This window comes from Neobacillus sp. B4I6, assembly GCF_050434045.1.
Taxonomy (GTDB): Bacteria; Bacillota; Bacilli; order Bacillales; family Cytobacillaceae; genus Neobacillus.
In genome coordinates, this window is record NZ_JBNPWB010000001.1 from 46701 (window position 1) to 69977 (window position 23277).

The following is a 23277-nucleotide window of genomic DNA, read 5'->3' on the forward strand; positions in this document are numbered from 1 at the left end:
CTAAAAATGCACAACTTTTTCGATTGCGTTGAATACCCGCTTTGGTGTAGGTAAATAATGTTCTTCCAGCGCAAATAATGGTACCGGTACATCAAAACCTGTCACGCGCTCAATCGGAGATTTTATATACAAAAATGATGTATCATTTATAATGGAAACAATATCATTACCCACTCCGCCTGTTGCATGGGCTTCATGAACAATAACCGCACGTCCTGTTTTTTGAACAGATTCTGCAATAATGTCCTTATCAAGAGGATAAAGGGTCCGCAAATCAATTACATCACAGGTAATGCCGTACTTTTCGGCCTGTTCCGCTGCTTTCATGGCTACCGGTACCATCGCACCCCATGCAAAAACAGAAACGTCATCTCCTTCTTTGAGCCTTTTCCCTTTTCCGATTTCAACTATATACTTTCCTTCCGGAACCTCTTCACGGTTAGCACGGTAGATTCTCATTGACTCTAAAAATATGACGGGATCAGGATCTTCGATAGCTGCGATGATCAGACCCTTTGCATCGTATGCAGATGAAGGGCAAACAACTTTTATTCCGGGCATATGAGTAAACAATGCTTCCACACTGTCTGAATGAACTTCCGGAGCACGGATGCCTGCACCGTATGGAGCACGGATGACCATTGGAACTGTATAGCTTCCCATCGTACGCATACGAATGCGTGATACATGTGTCATGATCTGCTCATACGCCGGATAAATAAAACCAAGAAACTGCATCTCCGCTACGGGTTTAAATCCATTGACAGCCATTCCGATAGAGGTTCCGATAATCCCTGCTTCGCTCAGTGGCGTATCAATAACGCGATCTTCCCCAAATTCTTCTTGCAAACCCTCGGTAGCACGGAATACGCCACCGTTTTTACCGATATCTTCACCAAGCAGAAGGACTCGCTCATCCTCTTTTAAAATCGTGCGCAACCCATCTGTTACGGCTTGAACGAGTGTTAGCTCGTTAGTTTTTGTAGTTTGGTCATCTGCCGGTCTGTCTACACTAAAAATCATCAAGCTTCCCTCCCGATCAATTGAAAATATTCTTCTTTTTGTTTCGCAATCGTCCAAGTCGGCTTTTCAAATACATTATCGAATAAATCATTAATATTTGGTTTTGGATAGCTTTCCATATCTTTTACTGCTTGTTCTACTTCGGTTGCGGTTTCTTCTTTGACCTTCATCACCCATTCTGCATCCCAGAAGTTGTTTGCTTTCATAAAGCGTTCTATACGAAGAAGAGGATCTCGATTTTCTCGAATTGTGTCACTTTGGGACTGATCGCGATATTTAGTCGGGTCATCTGCCGTTGTATGAGCTCCATATCTCCATGTCATTGCTTCAATTAAAGTTGGGCCTTCTCCTTGACGGGCACGGTCTAGCCCTTCCATCGTTTGGAAATACACAGCAAAAATATCGTTTCCATCGACACGGACACCCGGCATATCATAAGCGAGTGCTTTTTGGGCAATCGTTTTGGAATTCATTTGTTTTTTAATCGGCACTGAAATCGCAAAGCCGTTATTTTGATTAAAGAAGATAACTGGAGCTTTAAACACACTGGCAAAATTCAATCCTTCATGGAAATCGCCCTCTGAAGTGGCACCGTCTCCAAAATAGGCAATCGCTGCATTTTTCGTACCTTTTCTTTTTTCCGCCATAGCAGCCCCTGCTGCATGCGGGATTTGTGTTGCAATGGGAACGGCTGGTGGGAAAATCTTTTTCCCTTCTTCAGACACGCATCCCTCCACACGCCCATTCCAATATAAATATGTACGGGCCATGCCGGCTCCAAACGTTAACGTGGCACCATGGTCACGATAGGTAGGGAATACCCAGTCATCTTTTTCAAGCGCGAGTGCACTTCCAACTTGAGAAGCTTCCTGACCCTCAAACGGAGCATACGTACCAAGTCTTCCTTGACGTTGCAAACTAATGGCTTTTCGATCAAAGGTACGAATGCGAACCATATTATAGTAGAATTTTTTAACAAGATCTTCGGTTATTTTATCTTTGTAATCCTCATTTATTAATTGGCCGATTTCATCGACAATTTGAAATATTGGAAATTCCGTTAACATGTCATCACCTCATAAACAGAAATTATTATTTACGAATATCCCATTTAGAACGTTTGGTATGAGTGAAAAAGCTATTATGCTTTTTTCGGTCTTCTATTCGTTTTTCACATAGTCGGTTTGCCGCTTGAATGGTCGTGATATCATCCAACCCTGCCTGTCTGTACACTTCCAATAACGATGTGTAAATGGATCTTGTTTTCGATAATACACGCTCTTTATTGTAGCCGTATAGTTCATCTGCTACTTGAATTAGACCGCCAGCATTTACAATGTAATCTGGAGCATATAAAATTCCTTTTTGTTTTAGTACTTCTCCGTGTTTCTCAGTAAGAAGCTGATTGTTTGCCGAACCAGCCACTGCTTTTACTTTTAACAGTTCGATTGTTTCATCGTTAATAATTCCACCAAAAGCACAAGGAACAAATACATCTGCTTCTGCAGAATATACATCATTTCCGCTTACTACACGAGCAATGCTTCCTAATTGTTTTGCACGTTCTTGAATGGCTTTTATGGCTTCTTCATTAATATCACTTACGTATAAATCAGCTCCGGATTCAAGCAATTGTTCGGCTACTTTGAACCCTACTTTTCCAAGACCTTGGATAGTGAAGGTCTTTCCGGAAAGATCATCTGTGCCAAAAACGACTTTATTCGTTGCTTTTATACCATAAATGACTCCAAGCGCAGTCGGAATGGATGAATCACCGCCGCCTCCGTATGCTTCAGGAATTCCTACGATGCAATTTGTCTCTTTTGAGGCATGGATAAAGTCATCCATTGAGGTACCCATATCTGTTCCTGTGTAAAAACGTCCATTTAAAGAATCAACAAACTGACCGAAAGCTCTAAACATAGCCGGTGTTTTATCCGTTGCAGGATCACCGAAGATTACCGCTTTTCCTCCACCGAAATCGACATCGGCAGCAGCGCATTTATATGTCATCCCTTTAGATAAACGGAGTACATCTTCCAAGGCCTCATCCATTGTACGATACGGGCTCATACGGCAGCCCCCCAATGCAGGTCCGAGTGTTGTATTATGGATGGCGATAATCGCTTTCAACCCTGTTGTCGGGTCATTGCAAAAAACAATTTGCTCATGCTCATGCATTTTTTCAATAACTGATTCAGTTTTTTGTACAGAGTGTTCTAACACGTTCATTTAAATTACCTCCATTAGCACTGTGATTATAGTAGAAAAACATTTTAAAAAAAGTGAAAAAACAACGTCTTTTCCTGTGTTAATGATGAAGAAGTTTCATTTTCGACGACTTGCTTGACTCTTTCTTCTCGAATGACCATCTCTAGGTACCTAGCTTTTCCGCTTTGGTAGCGATTACATTTTATTAAATAGAAGCTTGGCAGTAGATATCGTTACAACAAACCCTTCTGCTGTTGATGCGGACAAATTAATCAGCACCTTCCATAAACAATGATCGAGTTCATTGAAATTACCCTGATTTGAGATAATACATAATCTTTTTATTTGTTTAAAAATTAGAAAGATTATGCTTCTATTTAATAATAAGCTATAATATAATTGAAAAACATATCAAAATGCATAAATTTTGGTGATAAGCATTATATTTTGCATAAGATTTTCAATATTTAACTTCATTTTAAAAGGAGAATAATTCTATGGACCAATTAGATATTCGTCTGCTTGAACTTCTTCAAATGGACGGACGGATGACTTTAAGTGAATTATCGAAGAAATTATCCCTTAGTCGTCCAAGCATTACTGAGCGTTTAAAAAGGCTTCAAGATAGGGAAATTATTGAAGGATTCAGTGCCCGGGTATCCCTCGAAGCCATTGGACGGGATGTAATCGTTTATATTCAGGTAAGTGAACTCAAGGTATTATCTTATACAGAATTTGAGAAGCGGATTATCGATGACCCTGACATCGTTGAATGTCATCGGTTAACCGGCTCAGTTAGCTATTTACTTAAGGCTGCCGTTACAGGGATGGATCATCTGAGCAGTCTTATTGACCGGCTAACTCCTTACGGAAATGTAAATACATCAATCGTTTTATCATCACCCGTCTCATTTCGCTGCATCACTCCACATGACGTTAAGGAAGAAATAAAGTAAACCTGGTGCAATGGGTATGAAAAATGGAAAAAGAAAGCAGCTTTTTATAACTGCTTTCTTTTTAACTCATCTAATGTCTTCCCATTTTTATCTTTCCACCTCAATGTTTATTTTACGAATCATGCTAAATAGTTCAGACATGAAGTAGGCGGGTTGCCATTTTTTCATAGATAATTTATACTCGTGCTCCATGAAGTGATTCTACACTTTCACGGAATACCTTTGTATGATGATTGATATCCTCAACAGTTGTCTCGGAAGAAATCAGTGCCATGTTGTGGAAAGGAGTCATTAAAATCCCTCGATTTAGAGCATACAGGTGCATGTAGCGATCCAGATCCAGTTCATAATCAGCTGTTGCAGCGGCTTCCCCACCGTTTTTTGGTGGAGTGTCACGGAACCATTACTATGTACGGCAACCAAGATGTTTAACAATCCACGGGAGGTTATGTTCTTTAATCACTGACTCCACACCATCACAAAAACGTTTGGCTAGAGCAATGTTTCGATCATATGCTTCCGCAGTAAGCACATTTTCCAAGGTGGCACGCATGGCAGCCATTGATAGGGCATTCCCTGCTAGAGTACCTCCAATTCCGCCGACATCGGCTCCTTCAATGTTTATCGTACCACGGATTCGCTGAGCTAGTTCTTCACTGAAACCGTACACAGCTGTTGGAATCCCTAAAGTCGTTTCTGAACGATTAGGTCATTCGACAATCGGAATCACGATAGATATGTATACTCATGTGTTACCAAATATGCAAAAAAGAAGCTGCCCAGTAGTTTGAGCAGCTCAATAAATAACCTATGTAAATTATTTAAAAAGCAATGTTACCAAAATGTGACCTAAGGGAATGTTTTCAGTTGTTGGCCAGCAACTTTCTACTCTATTTAACTTCTCATATAACCCTCAAAAACCCTTATATATCAAGGTTGGCGGGACTGCGTGGGAATCGAAGCCACCAGACCTGGCACGCAGGTCTCAAGCAGTTTTGAAGTTAGAGGAAAGGTGTTATTTCTAGTTATTTTTAAATATCATTAGTTATCCAAAACCCTTGATTTTAAAGGGTTTTCGGGCAAACTTAAAAACTTCGTTATTTGCAATGATCGGTAATTATTTTTAGTTCGTGACCAAAATGTTACCAGAATGCTACCATAGCTATATTTTCATTACCGACAAATCTGTAATCCTTTTTAGGGGTTACAGATGTTTTTTTTTTGACTTTAATTTTTATCTAATCAACGATTCCTGTAGCCTTATAAATAATTAAAATCTATTTAATTGTATAGATATAGGGATTATCTACTGTAACTATTTTACCCGTTGTTTTCAACATGTCAGGTTCAAAAAGAACCAAATTATCACCCTTACCTTTTGTGCTGTTAAAAAGAATGCCTTCAAATTTATGAAGTCTTGCACAATCCGCAACGAAACCGGGAACTAGATATTCTGGTTTTATGTATTCCTTATTTGTCTCTTGACTTATTCTTCCCTCATGAACCAACATATAGTGTAAAATAACGTTATCCATTCCTTTGTCTTCGGAATAAAAATTCACTCTTCTTAAATCAAGAACCTTAATTGGTTTCTGTGTTTTGATTTCAATCATATACTACAAGATCTATGCCATTCTGGGATTACCTCACTAAAAGCAGTTTCTTCATCGTCAGCCATGTATAAAAAACTTTGTCCAAAATGATTATACCTCCCCTCATATACTGCTACTTTATCTGCTGGAGGATTCCACATATTTGCTTCATCATACGGACTTTGATTCTTTAGCTGCCTAGCTCTATAAAATGTTTGTTCACTTAACTCAAACGTCCCCAATTTTTGCAGGTTAGTAAAAATATGCTTACCAAGTTCATTTTCTAAAGAAAGCATTGGAAACTGTACTAAATATTCATAAAGATTATCTATTCTTTGTTTTAAATGAACCAAAATATGAGCATACCAATTTTTAAAGGTTTCGTAGTCTATTAAACCAAATAATAGTTTATTAAGCATTATTCCTATTGCATCATCTGAATATATATTTAAATTTGGTAACCCAAATTGTGCTGTTAAAATAAAATTATAAGGCAGCTTATAATAAGATAATTCATCATTACCATCTAAATCCTCTCTAGTGCTATAATCATAAAAGGTATGACAATCTAAGTTTAATTCTGAGAAGCCATTATCCCATTCTTTATTCCTCTAGATGAATTATTTTACGGTCATCTTAAATGTATAACCAATGAAAGACACGTACTCCATTCCTAACTGCCAGATCATATCCTTTTTCATTCGGAATAAATTCTATATATTGGATATTCGTATTTTGTTCTATGCCTTTAAGTACTTCTTTCGCATCCTTCATTTGAGGTACATATACTGGATGCACAAAAAGAAGTAGCTTCCATTCTTTTAATTTCAGTTTTATTTAAAGAATTAATTAAAGCAATCTTTTGTTCAGTAGGGATAAAACTTTCAAAAAATTATTGATACAAAAATGACGATAAAGGGATGCAAATATCAAAATAGCTTTCCTATAAAAGAAATATCATATCTTTTATTAGCGGGTTTCTTCTAAGATGAAGAGACTTTTATATCATGTTTTTTCATTTTGCGGATTAAAGTCGTATGTGAAACGCCCAATGCCTTGGCTGCTTTGCGAATACTCCCTTCCTGCTGGATCATGCTCTCAATTAGATTTATCTCCACAGACTCAAATAAATTTTTTGCAGTTTTCTCTTTTTTTAGAAGTTTTGATAGATTGACATCTGCATTTTGCTTTGCAATGGGCAGTTCATTAGTTTCTATTACATCGTTTTTGGTGGTTAGAACAAGCCTCTCTATAATGTTAGATAATTCCCTGATGTTACCTGGCCAGTGATATGCACAAAGAAAGTCTATAGCGGCCTTAGAAAGCGATTTATTTTTTTCATATTCCTTATTAAAATTTCGAAGAAAATGACCGATTAACAATGGGATTTCGTCCTTTCGTTCCCTTAATGACGGAATTTGAATTGGGATGACATTCAATCGGTAATAAAGATCTTCCCGAAATTCCCCTCTGGAGACCATAGATTCCAAATCCCTATTGGTTGCTGTGATAATCCTCACATTGCCCTGAATCACCTTCGTTCCGCCGACTCGAGTAAACTGCTGATCTTGAAGGACCCTTAAAAGTTTCGCTTGAAGTTGCAGGGGGAACTCTCCGATTTCATCCAAAAACAATGTTCCTTGATTTGCCAGTTCAAATAACCCCGGCTTCCCTTCTTTCTTCGCCCCGGTAAAGGCACCGGTATCATAGCCGAAGAATTCGGATTCCAAGAGATCCTTTGGTATGGCCCCACAGTTCACTTTAATAAAAGCTCCAGAATCTTTCCGCTTACTTGTCTCATGGATTTCCCTAGCCAAGACATCTTTACCTACCCCAGATTCGCCCAATAGAAGTATCATCGAGTCAGTCTGACCAATATAATGAATAAGCTCGATGATTTCCTCCATTTGCCTGTTAGCGGTGATAATTCCCCGTTTGGAATGGTGCTGTCGAAGTTCCAAAAGTTCCGTATAATATTTGGCGGAAAGCCTTTCAATTTCTTCTACCTTTTTCTTCATATTTATCAGCTCGGTAATATCATGGGTAATGGACAGCATCCGAATTAAACGGTTTTCATCATCAAACATGGGAATTGCTGTAACCAAGACATTAATTCCATTCTGATACTGTTGAAAGTCGGTTATCATTTGTTTTTCCTGTAAGGCTCTTAAGGTGACAGATGGTTTTTGAAAGATTCCACTATCTACAATATCCCGGATATTCCGCCCAGCATAGGCTTCTCGAGGCAGGTGACTTAATTTGAGCATTGCCTGATTGACCAATAAAATTCTTCCTTCCTGATCCATCACCAAAATTCCATCATGGAAATTTTCCACAATCGTCCGATATAATTCTAAGTCAGGCACCCTTGTAAGTCCCATGTCCCCCTCCTAAAATCTAATAGTATATTATTGAAGAGAATATTTTTTGTATTGACTTTTTACATCATAACAAGTCGTTTGTAAATTATGAGACTCTTGCTTTACGATAAGTTAAGCTTTAGTAGAAGTGCTTCCAAGGCTCATAAAAAGCGAAATTCACCCTAAAATACTAATAGTCTGAAAAGAATGATTCTAATCAAAGGAGTTATTGTTATCTTCCTTTAGCGTATCTCCTCAAGGGCAACCCCAAATTTTTTCAATTTATTAAGTACAGTTGTATGGGGTACTCCTATGGCCTTTCCGGTTTTTCGAACTGATCCGTATTTCTTAAGGGCTTGGATTAGCGCTTCCTTTTCCACGTGCTCGAACAGGTTATCTCCTTCTGCCGGATCGTTCCAAAACAGCTTAAGGATATCCAAGTCAGCCTTAGGTTCCTGTTGGATCATCGTATTTTCATCCGCCTTGCTGCATTCGCTTACCTGCTTGGGTAGGTGGCGCGGTTCTAAGACATTCTCACGGTAGGTTAGAACGAGTCGTTCCACTATATTGGACAATTCCCTCACATTCCCAGGATAGTGGTACAATAACAATTGATCCACTGCTTCTTTTGAAAAGCGTTTAGTATATTGATATTTCTTATTAAACTGCTTCAAAAAATAACCAAGCAGCGGGATGATATCATCCTTTCTTTCCCTTAGCGGCGGGATTCTGATTGGCACGATATTTAAGCGATAATAGAGATCCAACCGGAACGCACCTTCCTTCACCATCTTTTCCAGGTTTCGATTAGTTGCAGCGATAATCCTTACATTAACCTTGATCGTTTGTGTCCCACCAACACGCATAATTTCCTGTTCCTGAAGAACCCGCAGCAATTTTACCTGCATTTCCAAAGGCAGCTCTCCGATTTCATCAAGAAAAAGGGTTCCGTTATTGACCAGCTCAAAAATACCTGGCTTTCCTCCTTTTTTCGCCCCAGTAAAAGCACCCTGTTCATATCCGAACAATTCGGATTCTAGCAAATTAGGGGGAATCGCTCCGCAGTTGACTTTCATGAATGAATCTTTTTTTATACGCAGGCTGTTTTCATGCAGCAACTTGGCAATGACTTCTTTTCCAACACCGGATTCTCCTAGTAACAGCACAGTAGAATCGCATGATGCAACATGATAGACAAGGTCAAGAACCTCCTGCATTTCTTGGCTATGGGCAATCATTTTCCCTGACGCATTTATTTTCTCAAAGCGCAACTGTTTGAGTTCGGATTGAGAAAGGGATGTTAACTTTTTGGATTCATCCATTTGTTCCTGAATTCTAGTTAATTCAGAGATATCCCTAACGTTTGCCAGAACCCGGATCAAATCTCCTTTTTGATCGCAAACCGGCGTGGCTGTAACTAAAGTATATAATCTAGTGTTTTTATACTTCTGAATGTTAGTATAAGACTTTCCTAATTCAAGCGTTTTCATCACAACAGAATCATTCAGAAAAAGTCCTTTATCAACTAAATCGGTCATGTTCATCCCGATTATTGCCTCTTTGCTCAGCATAGCTATCTGTTCAAATGCTTTATTGATATGCAGGATACAGCCTTCTCCATCGGTAATCAGGATGCCATCGAAAGAATTATCTATGACCAGCATCAACTGATTCAATTCATCCTGCAGGCAGCGATAAATTTTATCCGATCTAATAATGCCGCAGTAAATTCCGTCCTTTACTACAGGAAGGAATTGATTGGTGAAGGATGGCAAGCGATGAAGCTCGGTCGTACAGTCGATTGTTACACATTTCTTATCGATGTACTCTTCGATAGAACGATCTGAATCTGTATTTAGTAAATCTCTCGCATGAATAATTCCTATGAAATTCTGATCAGACAAAACAGGAAGCTTATCTAATTCTGCAATCTTCATGTATTCAGACACTTTCCAGATAGGATCAGCACTCTGAGCAACAGGAACGGTTTGTTCGATAATATCTGTCCATTTCATGGTACATCACCTTTTTGTCATATTTTTTGCAAGAATCGTATATTTTTGGAACATTTCTAGATGAATAGATGAAAGGAAATCATTTTGTGCTGTTTTAGTATTCATACACTCTTTAATAGAAAATAAAGGTTTGAGAATCTAAAAATAAATAGCTACACGAAATTTAATGAACGTTATTGGTATAAGAACAAAGTTGTCTTAGAAACGATAATTAACTTAAACATTGTTTTATTTAACAACTTAGGTAAAAATCACGATCGATTATACCTTTACTTAAAAGAATTGGCTGAATCCTTTTACATAAATTTGACATGATTTCAGTCTCTCTAAAGTAAGTAATAAGCCATCGTATATTCATTTACGATGGCTTATTACTTACTTTAACTATAGTCAATAGTATAATAAAAAAATGTTTTAATAATTAGGGTAAAAGTTCCTATACCATTTATCTCTTTGTTGTCAAAATTGTCATACTCTTCTTCTTATTAAACAATATACAGTGAACGCTTTCATAACTTAATATATAATAAACCCCTAACATGTATTTTTAAAATTTTATTTAGTTTATTTTAAAAATTTGATTAAGTTAATTTCAGCTAACATGGAACAAGACTCTTTTTTCTATGAATAAAGTCTGCTCAATCAGAAATATCAGTTGTTGGATTATCTTTATAAGGAATCAATTTAGAGGAAACAAGGAATCTATGTTTCTAGTGAGTGGTTTTTGTACCAGAACCATTAATTCTGCTAGAAATCAGTAGGAGTCTCTCATCTGTCAACATTCTTCGTATTTAAACCATCTAAAGTTTTGTTTTTTCATCTTATAATTCCTCAATTGTTTCATACCAACGTTTGATAATAGTATCTGAATCTTTTAAGTTAATTTTGACACCTGACGTAATGTCCGCATATTTTGCTGTATCTTCTCGAACTGAGACAACTTCTGCTGAAAACCTTTCTCTTGTATGCTTAGCATTTGATATGGGAGTCAGCCTCTGTAGGGAAAGCCTAATGTAATAAGCTTTTCCTGCGAAAAATACGACAAAAGTGGCTTGACTAGTTCGAAGGATATTATGAGTTGTAGTAGTATTCGGCCAAAGCGCCAATCTTAGCTTGGTACAATCCTTTGCTACAATCTCACCCACACTAATCATAGCTATATGAGGCCAAAAGTCTTCGGTCATAGTAAGCAACATCATAGCTTCGTGTTGTTTAGTATCCAGATTTTCCCCGTTTAAGAGTTTATATAACTCCTTTGAAATCTTCTGATTATCCATATTTACTCACCTTTTCCTATGATATCGACAAATGACTCCAGTTAAAGTTTAATTTTCTAATGTGGAGAGGAACTCCTTTAATAAATGATTAAACTCCTTCGGCTGATCCACATTAGCCAGATGACATGCCCTCGGAACAACCATTAGGTTTGAATCGGAAATACTTTCTGCAATCACTTGGGAGTAGGGGAGTGGAGTTTTTTGATCATTCTCTCCTATCAATACAAGTGTTGGAATATTTATGTTCTTTAATCCGCTATCTAAGCTTGCTGAAAAACAGGCTTTCGCTGATTTCTGGTAGGCTCCTGTCTCCATCTCTGCTATACTGTGCCGCATAGTTTCGCGAATGGCTTGGGCTGTATTCGAAAATGATAGAGTTTGATCCAGGTATTGGTTTGCATACTTTTCCATCCCCAATTCCTTGGCGATTCCCGCCGTCAATCTGATTTTCTCATGTACTGCTTCCGGTTCAATCCTTGCGAAGGTATCTGCCAGTACAAGACCACTAACACGATTGGGATATCTTTGTGCAAAAGCAAGCGCCTGAACACCCCCCATAGAAACACCGCAAATAATTATCCTTTGTAAACCTAAGAAATCTATTAACTGTAAAATGTCATTCACCCAAAGATCCAAGCTGATTCCTGTATACCTGGTAGATTTTCCATGTCCACGGGCATCGGGTGCGATCAATAACCTTCCTTTTCCATCTAAATCCTCTAATTGATATTTCCACATCTGATGATCTGTACCCAAACTATGAAGGAATACAATTCCCTCATGGGTTCCTGTGGTATTCAGATTCTCGGTCTGATTATGATAAAATAAACTTTCTTTATCGGTTTTCAAAAAAGGCATAAATTTCCCTCCAGTTAAAAAAACTTAGATGTCACAAATAATTATTTTGGTACCTAAGGCGCCCACCCGTCTATGAGCGACAAGCATAAGTCGAGCCAGCTGGCGGGATGTTCTTTAACCTACTGGACGAATTGGCTTATGCCCTCGAGCCGATGGCGCCTTGACTAGATACGAAAACTAAGTATTAAAAACTTTCTTATCTTTTCCTGCTTTTTAAGTCTGCAGGGTTCAAGTATATAGCCAAAAAGTGGGAACCACACTCCCAAATCAGCGAAAAATAACAAAATAAGAAGAAAAGAATTCATTTCAGACTATCCTTTTTTATCCCTAAATATCTAAAAGAAAGACGGAATAGAAAAAGTCGTATTTTAACGACCGTTTGAGTCAGCTTTTACTTTTCATCAGTTTTGACCTGTCTTACAGGTGTCTATCTTCTTCTAGATGAACGGATTGAATCGATTTATCACGATTGACATATTCATCAAGATTGCACTCATTATAACCCGGTATTTGAACACGCAAGTATTGCATCGGTTCACTGTTTAATGGAACTGTACAGTCCAATCCCATCTTCGAGCCCACTCCATCGCGGCTAGACGGATCAAGCTTTGAACTCTGGGCTTCATGAACCACAACTAAATCTCTGTCCGCTTGAAAGCGGGTAGCGATAGCCCATTCCACCTCTTCCATATTAAAAATATCAACCTCTTCATCAGTTACAACGACATGTTTAATATCAAAACTATTAGCAAGAGCAGCTAAAATTGCATTTTTCGCTTCGCCTTCATTCCGTTTTTTTATTGAAACAATCGCATGGTAGCGACATGTGCCACCAGGGCTCATATGCACCGCTGTTACTGACGGGACGGTCTGGCGAATGCTTTGGAATAGACTTGCCTCACGTGGAATCCCACCAAGCAAAAGATGTTCGTACCCCGCAGGAACAATCGTATAAAAAATCGGATTGTTTCGGTGAGTTACTGCTGTAATCTCAATGACCTCCTTGTCACTGCGCGGTCCATAATACTTTGGAAATTCCCCGAAAGGTCCTTCCGGCTCACGAACATGTGGAAGAATTTTTCCTTCTAATACAATTTCTGCATAAGCCGGGACATCAATATCAACCGTCTTACAACGAACCACTTCTAATGGTTCTCCACGGAGAGCACTTGAAATTTCAAGTTCATCTACTCCGAACGGAGTGCTAGCTTGCGACGCCAGTAAGGTCACCGGATCGACGCCAATGGCGATTGCACATTCCAGTGGTCTACCCGCCTCTTCAGCCTGCTTATACAAATGAAAAGTATGGCGAGGCAAAATTAAGGCCCCTATCTTATTTTTCCCAGAAATTTGGAGACGATGAATTGAAACGTTCTGCTTCCGAGTAACTGGATCCCTAACAATAAACAATCCAGCGGTGATGTAATTACCCGAATCTTTCTCATGGTGAACCGGAATTGGAAACATCTTCATCAAATCGATATTTTCTAGAATAATATTTTCTTTAACAGGGGCTTCCTTTTCATTAACTAGCAGACATGCTTCTGGAGCGGATACCGCCTCTGTGAATTTTGTTATAACATTGTATTGATCCGTTTCCAAAGCTTCTGCAAAATCCTCACGTGTTGAACAAATTCCTGATACGACAGGAATCTCATAATCTTCTACGCTAGTAAAATAGGTAGCCTTTTTTCCATCTAATTTTTTCGCAATAGCAGCAACCTCATATTCTAAACTGACATTTTTATCAATTGTCGCTAAACGACCCGTTGTTTGCAGGTGTGTAAGCCATGTCCGAAACGTCTTTGATCTCATAAATTGAATCCTCCTGATTTTTTTAATAGTTATTATTATTTACTTCATTTTAGCTTCAATTATAGCGTTCATCCCTATATGATTTCCGTCTTGACGACCTTAGGTTCGTTGTGCGAAACTCTATTATTCTTATTGATGAAATGATCAAACAACATGACAATTAATGGAGTAACTGCAGCGACATAGATATTATCTATCCCTAATGGATCACCGCCAAGATACCAGACAGTTGTCGTAATCACGGCAAAGACCATTCCCAATACTGCTCCTCGTCCACTACTAAAACGCGGGAAATAGAACATCAAAACGACAATAACGGCTAAGGTGGTTCTTAAAGCTCTAGCAAAAAAGACAGTGCTTAATATTTCTGGTGCAAAAATCGCAAATGGAATCGGAATCAGTCCCATAACAATTGTTGCAATTCGGGCAAACCGCAGCGATTTCGTGTCAGAAGCATCTTTATTAAAAATGGGATTGTAGAAATCTTTCAATAGAAGGGCAGCCGACCCAATAGTTGAAGCTGCAACTGTACCAAAGACAGCAGCAATTAATCCAGCTACAACTAGTCCCGCCAGAAACGGATTCATTAACGTTGTCATCATAGGGAAAGCTTCTGCTGGCGCGATGTTCGGAAAAACAATTGAGGCAGTCATCCCAATCAAAGATGCAATGATACCAACGGGAATTACAAGGAAACCGGCATAAATGCTCGCTTTCTTGGCCTTAGCATCATCTTGTGTTGAAGATATCGCCTGGATAATATATTGAGTTGAAAAAATGGAACCGATATTAGCTATTGTCCAAGCAATAATTGTTGACACGCCGATTCCCGTCCAGTCAAACATCTCAGACTCTAGATTCAAGGATAACCCGGAAAGTCCCCCCGCTGCCGCCAAACCAAATGCAAGCGCCAGTATCAAACCCAAGTACTTGATAAAGGCGTGAATTAAATTGGTATATGCAACTGCGAACATTCCACCTAATGAGACATATACTACGGTTATCACCCCAACAATTATTGCAGCCATTGCATGTGGGACATTAAGAATTGCTGATAATGTAGCCGCTCCGCCAGCGTACATTGAAACATTAACTACTGCCAGGGCATAGATCATAATTAGTGAGGTTATAACACGTGCACCATTCCCATACGTTTTGGCAATAGCTCCCGAGATTGTATACTCTCCCCGTTCATGAAACTTTTTTGCCATAGTGTAAGCAAATAACGCAAATGCCAATGCAAGTGTAATCAAATTCCATGCTGCCGAAATACCTGTGCTGTAAGCAGTTTGGGCTGTTCCGATCGTTGATCCGGTACCAATAAACTCTGACATCATTAAAACTCCAATAATAAAAGGCCCAAACGCCTTTCCGCCTGTCATGTACTTATCGGAACTTTTTGAGAATTTTTTTGTATATAAACCAAAGAAAGCAGTAAGCAAAATATAAACGACGACAATTCCTAAAATTATTATATTACCATTAGTCACAGTAACTCCCCCATTTTAATCTAGAAATGAATTTATGAATTTTTAATTTATTCATGTTAATCTAGTCCATTCCAACGTTCAAAGAGTCGGGCATCAATGCCAAACTGATCTAAAGCCTTTCCTACGCTTTGATTAACAATATCATCGATTGATTTTGGTTTATGATAAAAACTAGGTACAGGGGGGAGGATTATTGCACCACTCTCTGTTACGGATTGCATGAGCCGCAAATGTCCTAAATGAAAGGGCGTAATTGAATTATACTTTTTCATCCATTAAAGGATTTCCATTAAAAGGTTCATAAGCTACTTTAATTGAATCAGTCGGACATCCTTCAACAGCATCATCCAAATCATTACATAGACTCGCTGATATTTCGGTAGTTCCTTGATTATTATCAAGTATCACATACGAAATTCCTTCGTTATCATAATCGAATATATCTGGTGCACTGGAACCACATGCTCCGCAAGCTATGCATGTCTCTTTATCTACGATTGTATATTTTTTCATCTCTTACACTCCTAATTGTTGATTTTATAACCTTTAATGTGATAAATGATTATTTACGATGTTTTTCAGTAAACGTTTAGACTACCCTTTGGGGATAGTCTAAACGACATTTCATGAAGTATTGTGTTGCGTTGTTTTACAATTAGTTATTTTCTTCAAGATGAATAGAAATCTTCTGGTGTCGAATAAATACCCGAAACAACAGGAACTTAATAATCTTCAACATTTGTAAAATATGCTGCTTTTTGGCCCTCCAATTTTTTCACTTCTTTTGCGATTTCATACTGTAAACTAACTTTGCATTCAAATACTGTTAAACGGTCAGTCGTTTGAAGATGCCCGAGCCAGGTACGCAATGTCTATGCTTTCATAATAAAAGAATCCTCATTAAACGGTAACTGATGCACCTAATATGTCTTTAAGTCTGCGTTCAAACATTTTGGTCACTCTTTCACGTCCCCGAACTTCAGGTGGAGTTGGATATTCCATACCATCTACAACAACCGGCTGATCATATCGGATCAATATAAGGGGAAGATATTCCTCGTACAATGCAAGAATTCGCTTGGCATGCTCTGGTTTACGGGCAAACAGCTTTAACATACGAAGTCCGAAACCAACATGACGTCCTTCGTCTTCCTTAATCCGAGCATATCCTTCATCCAAACCAGGAAATAATCCTTTACTTCCGTATACCGCTTGGAATACATCATATCCAGTCATCGCTTGAACACCTTCTATAATCCCTTGGTAATGGGTTAGCCCTTCAACCAGTGCCTCTTCACGTTCCTCTTCTCCCTGATCAAGAGCAGCCAGCATCTTTTTCACACGCTCATCGAGTTTCTGCTGAACCGCATTTTTCACTGAAGGAATTCGCTCACGACCAATTACTTCTTTAAAATAGCGCATAAAGAATTCTGTATGCTTAAATTCTTCGAGCAATTGAGTACTGAGGAATGCCTGTTGTTCTGTAGAAGAACCTAACATGATCCAGGGACAGAACTTTAATGCTACATTTTCTTCAGCATCGAGAAATCCTGTACAGAAATGAATAAGATATCCTTTTAGATCCTCATCGAGCGCTTCATAGTCTCTTTTGTCTTGGCTGAGGTCAATAGCAGCAGGATCCCAAGTTCCAAATCGAATGGCTTTTCGATATAAATCCCATGCTACTTCATCCGTCGTCTTATCAACACTAGGAATTAGCTCTTCAGTCTTATTTACATTTTCAGTCATAATCATTTCCTCCTAAATATTTAATGTGAATTTAAACACTTTCTTCAAAAGCTTTATATTTTCTAAAAAAGTTGCTTGAGTAGCCCCAAAATCTCTTCTTCTGTCGCTCGTCGAGGATTAAATTTCCACATTCCACTTTTCACAGAATCATTTGCAATCGCCTTTAGCTGCTCTTCTTTAACCCCTACCTGTTGTAATTTCTGCGGTAGTCCAACATCGTCACGTAACCTCGTTACCTCTTCTATAAATTGGTCTGTAATCTCCCAATCAGGTAACGATAGGTCGATGTCTCGAAAAACGCTGGCCATTTCAACGTACTTATCCATTAAGGATATCGAATTATAACGAATAACTCCCGGTAACAGGAGACCTATCGCCACACCGTGACTAACATGGGCATGACCGCTTACTGCACTGCCGATCGCATGTGTCAAACCTAGGAAGGATTGATTGAAAGCCATTCCTGCTAAAAGACTAGCCTCTGCCATTTTGATCCGCGCCTCAACATCCTCCCCATTATAAACGGCCCGACGAAGGTATCTGCTGACAGTGCTCATGGCTGACAGTGCAAGCACATCACTGGCAGGCTGGGATATCCGTGACACAAAGGTCTCTGCCCCATGTGCGAAAGCATCGAACCCTGATGCTGCTGTAATTTTCGGTGGCGCAGTCATCGTCATTTTAGGGTCAACAATACTTATATCCGGTGCAACAAATGGGCTCGTTACCGTAACCTTCCGATTCTCCTCACAATCCGACAAAACAGCAAAAATAGTTACTTCACTTCCAGTACCAGACGTTGTAGGTATCGCAATGAGAGGTATATTGGAGGCCTGTTTGATAAGATTGACTCCAGCATAATCACGAATACTTCCACCATTGCTAGCGATGACACGGACACCTTTTGCTGTATCTATCGGACTGCCCCCACCAATGGCGATTAAAGCATCTCCTTCTTCCTGTTGAAACACTTGAGCTACTTTGTCAACGGTTTCAACACTCGGGTCCGGTTCCACTTCATCATAAACAACATAAGAAATTCGGTTGTCTTTTAATATCTTTGTTACATGCTCAATTAGACCCGAATTTAACACACCTTTATCGGTAACGATAAATGCACGTTTTACTTTAAAGGGTAAATTGCCAAGTTGTTTGATCTTGTTATAGCCAAAATGAATTTTTGTGGGCAGATGAAACTCAAATGAAGGATACATAGTGAATTCTCCTTTATTCTTCAATTTCGATATTAATATGTTTGGTTTCGGTATATTCCAATAATCCTTCTATTCCCCTTGTGCGTCCTATTCCGCTTTCTTTATAGCCCCCAAATTCAGTTTGCGGGTAATTCTTGTTATAGGTGTTAATCCAAACAGTTCCCGCCTCCACTTTTTTTGCAATACGCATTGCTCTGTTGACATCTTTTGTCCAGACCCCGGCAGCTAACCCAAAAATAGTTCCGTTAGCGAGGGAGATCGCTTCTTCCTCATCCCTAAACACTTGTACGGCAAGCACGGGGCCAAAAATTTCTTCCTGTGCAATTCTTGATTCCATTGGTACGTAATCAAAAATTGTCGGCTCGATATAAAAACCTTTATCGAATCCACCTCCGATTAGCCTATTTCCCCCTGTAACAAGCTTTGCATCTTGTCTACCAATCTCGCAATATTCCAAAACTTTATTCAGCTGTTCTTCCGAGATTACAGGCCCCATATCGGTAGATTCATTTAATCCGTTACCTATTTTCAGCTTTTCAGCTTCTTTACGTAACCCTAGTACCACTTCCTGATGTATCGATTCATGGACAATCACTCTTGAACCCGCGAAACACATTTGGCCGGCAGTAATAAATGCTGATTTTGCTACAGTTGGAATAGCCTTGTTTAGATTTGCGTCAGCAAATAATATGTTTGGAGATTTCCCCCCAAGTTCAAGAGCTAGTTTCTTCACCTTTTCTGCTGCTTTTTTCATTAAATTTTTGCCGGTAGTCGTGTCACCTGTAAAGCTGATGGCGTTAACATCAGGATTTGTCGTCATTTCATCTCCGATAACCTTACCGGGGCCTGTCACGATATTAACAATTCCAGGTGGAAAATCATCAATTTTTTCGATTAATCTGACGATCGCAATGCTCACAAGCGGTGTTCGGCTTGCCGGTTTTAGAACTACTGCATTTCCTGCAGCAAGTGCAGGAGCAATCTCGCGAATCATTAGCATTGCCGGCCAGTTCCAGGGTGAAATAATCCCTACAACTCCAATCGGCTCTTTGTCAATAATGCCATATGAAGTGGAGGAAAGATTAATTGACCTTCCGAATATGCTACGAGCCATACCTGCAAAATATTTTAGGGTATCAATACAAGCGTCCAATTCTATACGTGACTCTTTGATTGGTTTTCCGTTCTCCAACGTTAGAATTCTAGCAATTTCTTCTCTTTTTTCCTTCAAATTATAGGCCCATTGCATTAAAGCATCAGAACGTCGCGAAGAATTTGAACGCCAATCTGATTTTTCAAATGCCGACTTCGCATCCTTAATGGCCAATTTAATATCTTCTAAGCCTGACTTTTGCGACTCTCCAATAATCTCAGCCGTAGCAGGATTGACAGATTCCATCGTTTCTCCAGTTTCAGCTTCCCGCCACTCGCCATTAATGTAATTTTTAGTAACCTCTATTTTGGTAAGCATTTTTTCCCTCCCTATTTATTTAAGATTGCCTCTTGTCTCCGGTACGATGAAGCTTCCAATGATGTAGACAAGAAAAATTCCAATTGCAAAATACATGAGTGTATTAGGTATGTTTTCAACCGTACCGCTCGCTAAGGTGACGAAAGTTGGCATCATACCTCCAAGTGCGAATCCCATGTTCCATGATACTCCGGTTCCTGTAGAGCGTATGGCTGTTGGAAAACGCTCATTAAGAAAAATTAGTACAGGTGCATATGCTGCATTTCCTAAAAATACAAGTCCCATAGCATTCAAATAAATCGAAAAAGTGGTAACAGAGTCTGCTAATGCTAGATAAAAATATGGAAGTCCGATAATATTTAAAACACCAACAAGTAAAAATGTTTTCTTTCTGCCAATCAATTCACTAATGTGACCAAATAGAAGAGCCGCAATGATTGTCACAATACTCGTGGAAATTAGTACCCCCGATAAGACTTCTGGCGATACCTTATTAACTACTTTCAGGAACGTGGGAATAAAGCCAGACGTAAGGTAATAACCTGAACCGCCTCCAATAACGATCATAAGGTTCACAATCAAAACACGGGAGTATTTTTTAAAAAACATTTTAAGAGGTGATTGCTCCAATACAACCTCTTGATCTTTATTTTTCTCATCTTTCACTTTATTTTCTTCACGTAATTGTACCCATAGGGGTGACTCGTTAAGGGATCTAAATACAAAGAGTCCAGCTCCAGCACCAAGAATTCCTGTAAGGAACATCACCCGCCATCCCCATTCATTAAATGCCTCACCAGGAAAAATAGCGGAAACAATAGTAAACGTCAGTGAAGCGAACAAAGCCCCTAATCCCGCTCCTCCACCGCCAATTAGACCAGACATTAATCCGCGCCATTTAGGAGACGCAGATTCTGTTCCAATTGTATGTGTAGATGCCACGACACCACCGACAAAAACCCCTTGAACTAAGCGTAAAATTAAAAAAATGATTGCAGCCATAAAACCAATTTGTGGTACTGTAGGTAAAAGTCCGAAGGCAGCCGTACTTACACCAACCCCTACAACAGCGACGATCATCGCTTTCTTTCTCCCGTTTTTATCAGCATAAGATCCAAATATTGCGGATCCAAGCGGTCGCATAAGCAGTGTTACAGCAAAAGAAGCATACACAGCAGCTAAAGAAATCGTAGGACTGCTTGTTGGGAAAAACAATGCACTTATTGTGGGTGCGACAAAAAGAAGAAGAAAAAGGTCATAGAGATCAAAAGACCATCCTAATACTGACGCAACCATTGCAGACCTAAATTGACGTCCGGTAACTGTGACTTTTTCTTGTGTTGAATGAGTGGTTACAACATTTGACATTAGAGTCCCCCCAGTTTTTTTAACATGTTCTGTAGTTCCTGTTGAACCATATAAAATAAAGTAGAGTTACCGAAAAAAATAGTAGAGCATAGGAAAATATCATTAACCCGCTTAATTATTTTGTTATTGATTCTTTTTCATTTAGTCCTGACCACCGTTCAAAGAGTTGAGCATCAATCCCAAATTGATCTAATGCCTTCCCGACACTTTGATTAACAATATCATCTAATGATTTCGGTTTATGGTAAAAGCTAGGAACAGGAGGGAGGATAACTGCACCATTCTCTGTAACTGATTGCATGAGCCGCAAATGGCCTAAATGAAATGGTGTTTCACGTACCATTAGTACCAATTTCCTTTGTTCTTTCAAAGTTACATCGGCCGCCCTCGTGATTAAATTGTCATTAAAACTATTAGCAATTGATGATAGAGTTTTGATTGAACACGGGGCAATAATCATTCCATCCACATGAAATGAACCACTTGAAATGCTTGCCCCAATGTCTTGTAAGTCATATACAAAACTACACAGTGATTTTACTTGTTCCACTGAGTAATCTGTTTCATATTCGATCGTTTTTTCAGCCGAAGAACTAATAATGACATGACTCTCTATCTGCAGCTTGTTTAAAGTCTCAAGACACCTGATACCATAAATTGATCCACTTGCTCCAGTTATTCCTATAACAATTTTCTTCATCTTGTAGTCCCCCTACACTAGTAATCGTTCTTCAGAAAAATCATGTATAAATTCTTAAATGAGAAAGCAAAGGTTGTAAGATCCTTAAAAGTAAGTGTACAGTTTTTAAGCGCTTACAAATATGTGAGTGATACCCCTGCCAATAATTCAATAACACCTAAAAAACTTCATTTACGTAAATAATTAGATCGCCACGATATACAAAAATGATTCAACAGTGTATCCATATTAAATCCCTCCTCTACTTTATTAACTATATAGTTGCAAATTCTATGCCAATTATGAATTCGCCTAAAACCTCATATTTTGAGAAGGTTCACCATCAAACTGGAACATATGTCGTTACAGTTGGAACCACTGCAGTTCCATTTTTGGTTGGAATCATAAAGGGGATGACACATAAGTAAGTGAAACTTATCTCGTCATCCCCTTCAATTGAATTATGGAAAGTCATTTTTTTATTTTTCATGAAAGCTTTCAATATTGCTAAAAATCCCTAATAAGGGGATCATTACTCTTACTAAAAAGATAAAAGACATTAGTTTGTCAAACCGCACAGGTGTTTTTTAATATATTTATCCAATTTATGAATAATCGATATTACATGTTTGTATCAGTCATTTGATTAGATGGAAATTATTTATCTAAAATCATAAAATTAGCTCTACCTGTTGCAATATGTTTCCCATCCTCATTAAACGCATCCGCATTTGCTACTGTTATACGCTTTCCCCTTTTTACAATACTTGCTTTTGCAACCAATCTCTTACCAAACATTGGACGAAGATAGTTAGTATGCAAGTCAATCGTATTACTATATTTATTACTTTCCAAAGTAGTAGAGATTGCTGCAGCCATTGACATATCAAGTAGAGTTGCAATTAATCCGCCATGCATCGAATCATAAGATTGTGTAAAATCCTTTTTGACTTCTATTTCTAATTCACATTCTCCTTCGTTTCCTTTCACCACTTCAACACCCATCATTTTCCACACGCTTCCCTCTGACATTGCTTTCACTCGCGGATGAATTTCCATGATCTATCCTCCTCTTTTATTAGCTATAGATTCGTCATTATTGAACATAACTTCTGTTAGGATTGCAGACTAGAAATTTCATGATACAATCTCTTGGTTCTCTTCCAGTCAAATTCATACAAATTTATATATTCTTATAA

Annotated in this window: 23 protein-coding genes; 1 reads left to right on the forward strand and 22 read right to left on the reverse strand. The window is 38.7% G+C overall.

Annotation, left to right across the window (positions count from 1 at the left end; translation table 11 throughout):
* The 3 genes from QF028_RS00315 to QF028_RS00325 are packed head-to-tail and all read right to left on the reverse strand — an operon-like array spanning position 1 to position 3255.
* On the reverse strand, positions 1-1023 hold the full coding sequence (locus tag QF028_RS00315) for an alpha-ketoacid dehydrogenase subunit beta (protein ID WP_429463718.1): 1023 nt from the start codon (positions 1021-1023) through the stop codon (positions 1-3).
* Positions 1023-2090, reverse strand: a complete 1068-nt coding sequence (gene pdhA, locus QF028_RS00320; RefSeq protein ID WP_429463224.1) for a pyruvate dehydrogenase (acetyl-transferring) E1 component subunit alpha — start codon at positions 2088-2090, stop codon at positions 1023-1025. The genes QF028_RS00315 and pdhA overlap by 1 nt, the downstream gene beginning before the upstream one ends.
* Positions 2091-2115: 25 nt before the next feature.
* A complete protein-coding gene (locus QF028_RS00325) occupies positions 2116-3255 on the reverse strand; it encodes a Leu/Phe/Val dehydrogenase (RefSeq protein WP_429463226.1) in 1140 nt (379 codons plus the stop codon).
* A 476-nt stretch (positions 3256-3731) separates the two neighbouring features.
* Between QF028_RS00325 and QF028_RS00330 the strand changes: the two genes are divergently transcribed.
* Positions 3732-4190, forward strand: coding sequence for an Lrp/AsnC family transcriptional regulator (locus QF028_RS00330; protein ID WP_429463229.1), 459 nt, complete (start codon positions 3732-3734; stop codon positions 4188-4190).
* Between the two features lie 406 nt (positions 4191-4596).
* Here the strand turns inward: QF028_RS00330 and QF028_RS00335 are convergent, their stop codons facing one another.
* The 19 genes from QF028_RS00335 to QF028_RS00425 all read right to left on the reverse strand — a co-directional run bounded on the left by QF028_RS00335 (position 4597) and on the right by QF028_RS00425 (position 23137).
* The gene (locus QF028_RS00335; protein ID WP_429463230.1) at positions 4597-4860 is read right to left on the reverse strand and encodes a hypothetical protein; all 264 of its coding nucleotides are present in this window, start codon (positions 4858-4860) and stop codon (positions 4597-4599) included.
* A 607-nt stretch (positions 4861-5467) separates the two neighbouring features.
* A complete protein-coding gene (locus QF028_RS00340) occupies positions 5468-5803 on the reverse strand; it encodes a hypothetical protein (protein ID WP_429463231.1) in 336 nt (111 codons plus the stop codon).
* Positions 5800-6201, reverse strand: a complete 402-nt coding sequence (locus tag QF028_RS00345) for an RES family NAD+ phosphorylase (RefSeq protein ID WP_429463233.1) — start codon at positions 6199-6201, stop codon at positions 5800-5802. Before QF028_RS00345 ends, QF028_RS00340 begins: the two co-directional genes overlap by 4 nt.
* A gap of 217 nt (positions 6202-6418) precedes the next feature.
* Positions 6419-6580, reverse strand: coding sequence for a hypothetical protein (locus QF028_RS00350; RefSeq protein WP_429463235.1), 162 nt, complete (start codon positions 6578-6580; stop codon positions 6419-6421).
* 185 nt (positions 6581-6765) lie between these two features.
* A complete protein-coding gene (locus QF028_RS00355) occupies positions 6766-8163 on the reverse strand; it encodes a sigma-54 interaction domain-containing protein (protein ID WP_429463236.1) in 1398 nt (465 codons plus the stop codon).
* Positions 8164-8384: 221 nt separating this feature from the next.
* A complete protein-coding gene (locus QF028_RS00360; RefSeq protein ID WP_429463238.1) occupies positions 8385-10157 on the reverse strand; it encodes a sigma 54-interacting transcriptional regulator in 1773 nt (590 codons plus the stop codon).
* Between the two features lie 821 nt (positions 10158-10978).
* Positions 10979-11434, reverse strand: coding sequence for a pyridoxamine 5'-phosphate oxidase family protein (locus tag QF028_RS00365; protein ID WP_429463240.1), 456 nt, complete (start codon positions 11432-11434; stop codon positions 10979-10981).
* 48 nt (positions 11435-11482) lie between these two features.
* The gene (locus QF028_RS00370; RefSeq protein WP_429463242.1) at positions 11483-12292 is read right to left on the reverse strand and encodes an alpha/beta fold hydrolase; all 810 of its coding nucleotides are present in this window, start codon (positions 12290-12292) and stop codon (positions 11483-11485) included.
* Between the two features lie 417 nt (positions 12293-12709).
* The gene (locus tag QF028_RS00375) at positions 12710-14107 is read right to left on the reverse strand and encodes a UbiD family decarboxylase (RefSeq protein WP_429463243.1); all 1398 of its coding nucleotides are present in this window, start codon (positions 14105-14107) and stop codon (positions 12710-12712) included.
* A gap of 74 nt (positions 14108-14181) precedes the next feature.
* On the reverse strand, positions 14182-15597 hold the full coding sequence (locus QF028_RS00380) for a sodium:solute symporter family protein (RefSeq protein WP_429463245.1): 1416 nt from the start codon (positions 15595-15597) through the stop codon (positions 14182-14184).
* Positions 15598-15653: 56 nt separating this feature from the next.
* Positions 15654-15869: a flavoprotein gene (locus tag QF028_RS00385; RefSeq protein WP_429463247.1), complete on the reverse strand. Its 216-nt coding sequence runs from the start codon at positions 15867-15869 to the stop codon at positions 15654-15656.
* The gene (locus tag QF028_RS00390) at positions 15856-16110 is read right to left on the reverse strand and encodes a ferredoxin (RefSeq protein WP_429463249.1); all 255 of its coding nucleotides are present in this window, start codon (positions 16108-16110) and stop codon (positions 15856-15858) included. Before QF028_RS00390 ends, QF028_RS00385 begins: the two co-directional genes overlap by 14 nt.
* 209 nt (positions 16111-16319) lie before the next feature.
* Positions 16320-16466, reverse strand: a complete 147-nt coding sequence (locus QF028_RS00395) for a hypothetical protein (RefSeq protein WP_429463251.1) — start codon at positions 16464-16466, stop codon at positions 16320-16322.
* A gap of 31 nt (positions 16467-16497) precedes the next feature.
* Positions 16498-17346, reverse strand: coding sequence for a R2-like ligand-binding oxidase (locus QF028_RS00400; RefSeq protein WP_429463252.1), 849 nt, complete (start codon positions 17344-17346; stop codon positions 16498-16500).
* 62 nt (positions 17347-17408) lie between these two features.
* Positions 17409-18560 carry an iron-containing alcohol dehydrogenase family protein gene (locus tag QF028_RS00405; protein WP_429463254.1) on the reverse strand — a complete coding sequence of 384 codons (1152 nt, stop codon included), beginning with the start codon at positions 18558-18560 and terminating at the stop codon, positions 17409-17411.
* 13 nt (positions 18561-18573) lie between these two features.
* On the reverse strand, positions 18574-20031 hold the full coding sequence (locus QF028_RS00410; RefSeq protein ID WP_429463256.1) for an aldehyde dehydrogenase family protein: 1458 nt from the start codon (positions 20029-20031) through the stop codon (positions 18574-18576).
* A gap of 15 nt (positions 20032-20046) precedes the next feature.
* On the reverse strand, positions 20047-21399 hold the full coding sequence (locus QF028_RS00415) for an MFS transporter (protein WP_429463257.1): 1353 nt from the start codon (positions 21397-21399) through the stop codon (positions 20047-20049).
* Between the two features lie 115 nt (positions 21400-21514).
* A complete protein-coding gene (locus QF028_RS00420) occupies positions 21515-22099 on the reverse strand; it encodes a UbiX family flavin prenyltransferase (RefSeq protein ID WP_429463259.1) in 585 nt (194 codons plus the stop codon).
* 636 nt (positions 22100-22735) lie between these two features.
* A complete protein-coding gene (locus QF028_RS00425; protein WP_429463260.1) occupies positions 22736-23137 on the reverse strand; it encodes a PaaI family thioesterase in 402 nt (133 codons plus the stop codon).
* Between the last annotated feature and the right edge of the window lie 140 nt (positions 23138-23277).